General features: G+C 58.3%; 3 protein-coding genes. All 3 read right to left on the bottom strand.

The window, feature by feature from the left end:
• Positions 1-84: 84 nt before the first annotated feature.
• The 3 genes from P0D80_RS49165 to P0D80_RS49155 are packed head-to-tail and all read right to left on the bottom strand — an operon-like array spanning position 85 to position 2989.
• Entirely contained in the window at positions 85-1089 is a 1005-nt protein-coding gene (locus P0D80_RS49165; RefSeq protein WP_007183007.1) for a tyrosine-type recombinase/integrase, read from the bottom strand.
• Positions 1086-2027: a tyrosine-type recombinase/integrase gene (locus tag P0D80_RS49160; RefSeq protein ID WP_408295743.1), complete on the bottom strand. Its 942-nt coding sequence runs from the start codon at positions 2025-2027 to the stop codon at positions 1086-1088. The genes P0D80_RS49165 and P0D80_RS49160 overlap by 4 nt, the downstream gene beginning before the upstream one ends.
• On the bottom strand, positions 2024-2989 hold the full coding sequence (locus P0D80_RS49155; protein ID WP_408295740.1) for a tyrosine-type recombinase/integrase: 966 nt from the start codon (positions 2987-2989) through the stop codon (positions 2024-2026). The genes P0D80_RS49160 and P0D80_RS49155 overlap by 4 nt, the downstream gene beginning before the upstream one ends.
• Positions 2990-3146 lie beyond the last annotated feature (157 nt).

The following is a 3146-nucleotide window of genomic DNA, read 5'->3' as shown; positions in this document are numbered from 1 at the left end:
GATTACCCTCAACGGGAAATTAGGCGAAGCGACAGCCAGGGAGCCGTCTGTAGCACGAAACCCCGGCCGTTTCGGTGCACATAATCAGAGGGTTTCGAGGAATGCCATGACCTTGTCGGTTGCGTGAAAACGCGGCATGCGTTGTCCGGCGGGCTGCAAGCGACCTAACGCTTCTTCCTTGTGCGCAAGATTGGATTCCATGTAGATGTGCGTCGTGTCAATGCTTTCATGGCCCAGCCATAATGCGATGACACTGATATCGACGCCAGCCTGCAACAGATGCGTCGCCGTCGCGTGCCTTACGACGTGAGGCGATATGTGTTTTTTTGACAGACTCGGGCAGGAATTCACGCCGCCGGCGATTGCCTTCTTCAAAATGCAATCGACTCCATTGCGGGTCAGCTGCTCGCCGCGGTAGTTGGTAAATAACAGCGACGTTGGCACCGCATTCTGCTCGCGCATCCATTTCGTGAGCGCATCTGCCGTTGCGGCCCAGAGTGGCACACATCGCTCCTTTCGACCTTTGCCGTGGAGATGCACGAAGCTGCTGTGACCGCCCAGTTCGACCTGGCTGCATGCCATTGACGTAATTTCTGAAACTCGTGCGCCGGTGTTATACATCGTCAGCAGCATCGCATGATCACGTCGTCCGCACGGCGTCGAGAGGTCAGGAGCCCCCAAGATCGCATCAATTTCAGGCCGCGACAATGCGCAAATCAGACGGCGATCGGTCCGTTTGGTCGGGATCGCTAATATGGACGTTGACAGCCCTGCAAAATCCGGCCTGGAGATGGCGACCCAGCGAAAGAAAGAGCGAACGGCCGCCAATCTGGCGTTGCGAGATCGTACTGCATTGTTGCGCTCCTTTTCAAGACTGTCGAGGAAGGCCAAAATTACTGCGGGACTGAGGTGAGTAAGACTGAGTGCCACCGGTTCGATATGCATCGTCGTGTCGATGAACTGAAGCAGGAGGCGAAACGCATCGCGGTAACTCCAGAGTGTTTGGGGACTGACGTTTCGATGGGTCATCAGATGCTTGAGGAAGAATTCCTGAAGCAGTGGCCCGACAAGGGTATCGGTATTCTTCATGATTGGCCTCCCACGCCGCAGAATGCGGCGAATCGGTTCGAGACGATGCCCAGTAGCTCAGGAGTTGACGAGACGTACCAGTAGCTCTCTCTGGGACTGACGTGACCAAGATAGACGGAGAGCGTCGGAGCGAGTTCGGCGGCCGATACCCCATCTTCGTACCATTGCGTTAGGCGACGAACGGCGAACGAGTGCCGCAAGGAATGCAAGGTCGGTCGCCGCCCATCGGGTAGATGCAATCCGAGCTTCGCCGTCGCACATGAGAACCACCGCGACAGGGTGTCGTAATCGAGGGCTTGTCCGAAATCTGTGACGAAGAACAACGGTGCTCGCCTTGCGTGACATTTGTGCTCCCGCCGATCGGCATACTGCTGGAGGTGAACAGCGGTTGTCGGGTGCAAAGCTACGATGCGGGACTTCTTGAATTTGGTTTCGCGTAGAACAACATGGGGCGGCTCATTCCGCAAGTGCACGTCGCGTTCCTTGAGGTGCAATGCTTCGCTGACGCGTAGCCCGGAACTGGCAAGCAGCCCCAGTACCGCGACATAAGCGTCGGCGCGCAACCCTCCTTTCGGTCGCGCCGTCGCTGCTGCGTGCAGGATCGATTGCAATTGTTCGTCGTTCAGAATGTACGGGGGATTGCGACGCGGGGATGGCAGCAGATGATTGTCGGGGACTGAGGTTGCCGGATCGATAGCCTTTACGAAGCGTAGAAATCCTCGCAGGGCACTGAGAATAGCCACCTGGGTTGGCGGAGCACGGTGAACCCGCGTGACCCATTCGAGCACCTCCTTGGCTTTGATTGATTCGCCTGGATGCTCGATGGCATGGTCTTGCACGAAGCGTGTGAGGACTCCGACATGGGTATACCGGTAACCCAGCAGCTTGCGGTGTTCGACGTAACGGATCAGCAGATCCCGAAGTTCCTCACCGTTCATGATCTGTCTCCCGGCCAAGGCATGGCGATGCGCGCCAGCGAAGGCATGTCGAGCTTTGCATAGGTGGCGGTGGACTGGAGGGACTGATGACCCAACACATCGGCGATGTTCTTGAAGCTCATGCCACGCGTCAGCATGGTTGTTGCCGCGGCATGGCGTAAGAGATGTGCAGCACCGCGTGCGGAGGCAATACCTGCACGATTCAACGCTCGGCGGACGATCCTGGAAATTGCGCTCGAGTCTGTGAATGGTCGGGCCGGCGGTAGCGCTTGCAGGAAGATCGTCCTGTACGACGACGGAGGCCTTTCTCGTTTGATGTAAGCGAGCAATGCACGCCCGACGTCGCGGAGGAGCGGCAGGTCCCGGTCACGGCGGGACTTCGCACCTCGAATATGAATGATGCCGTCGGCCCAGTCCACGTCATCCAGACTGAGGTGCATGACCTCAGCAGCCCGCATCCCGGTTCTGGCGAGCAACAATATGATTGCTGTGTTCCGCAGCGGCTGAAACGTAGCAGCGTCGACCCCGCACTTGATGAGCCGTTCCACATCATCGTTCGTCAGGCTGGCTGGAAGCGTCGCGTGACGCCATCTCCTGATTCGAGGTAGTGCTTCGTCGAGACCGGACGGCACAAGACCCGTCACGGTGAGAAACCGCAGCATCGCGCGCAGCGCGACGATTGGCGAATTCGATGGTCGGCGCCTCTTGCTCGAAAGTTCGCGGTGCAGATATCCGCGGAGATCTTCGATTGACAGGTCTTGCCAATTCGGTGGGTCGTCGCTGCACCAGACGTCCAGGAAGCCTCGGACAAACCGGCCGTACTTCCGGCGGGTGCCGTCTGCGAGGCCCTTGACGGCGCCCAGATACGCGTCAAACTCGCTGAGGAATTCGGCCGCGCACGTAATCGAACGTGTGCGCGTCTCGGTACGTTGCTTGCCGCACGTCAGTTCAGACTGTGCCATTATCTTCTCCTTACCGGCCACCACGGCCGGTAGGAAAAGTGCAGGACATTATGCGAACCGTTGCAAACCAGTTCGTCTCGCGCGATCCCGCCTGCAAAATCGCGGTGGCGCCGTCGTCTGCATGGCGCTTCGCCTAATTTCCCGTTGAGGGTAATCG

Source organism: Paraburkholderia sp. RL17-373-BIF-A (assembly GCF_046030175.1).
Taxonomy (GTDB): domain Bacteria; phylum Pseudomonadota; class Gammaproteobacteria; order Burkholderiales; family Burkholderiaceae; genus Paraburkholderia.
This window is presented reverse-complemented; position numbering and strand designations above follow the sequence as displayed.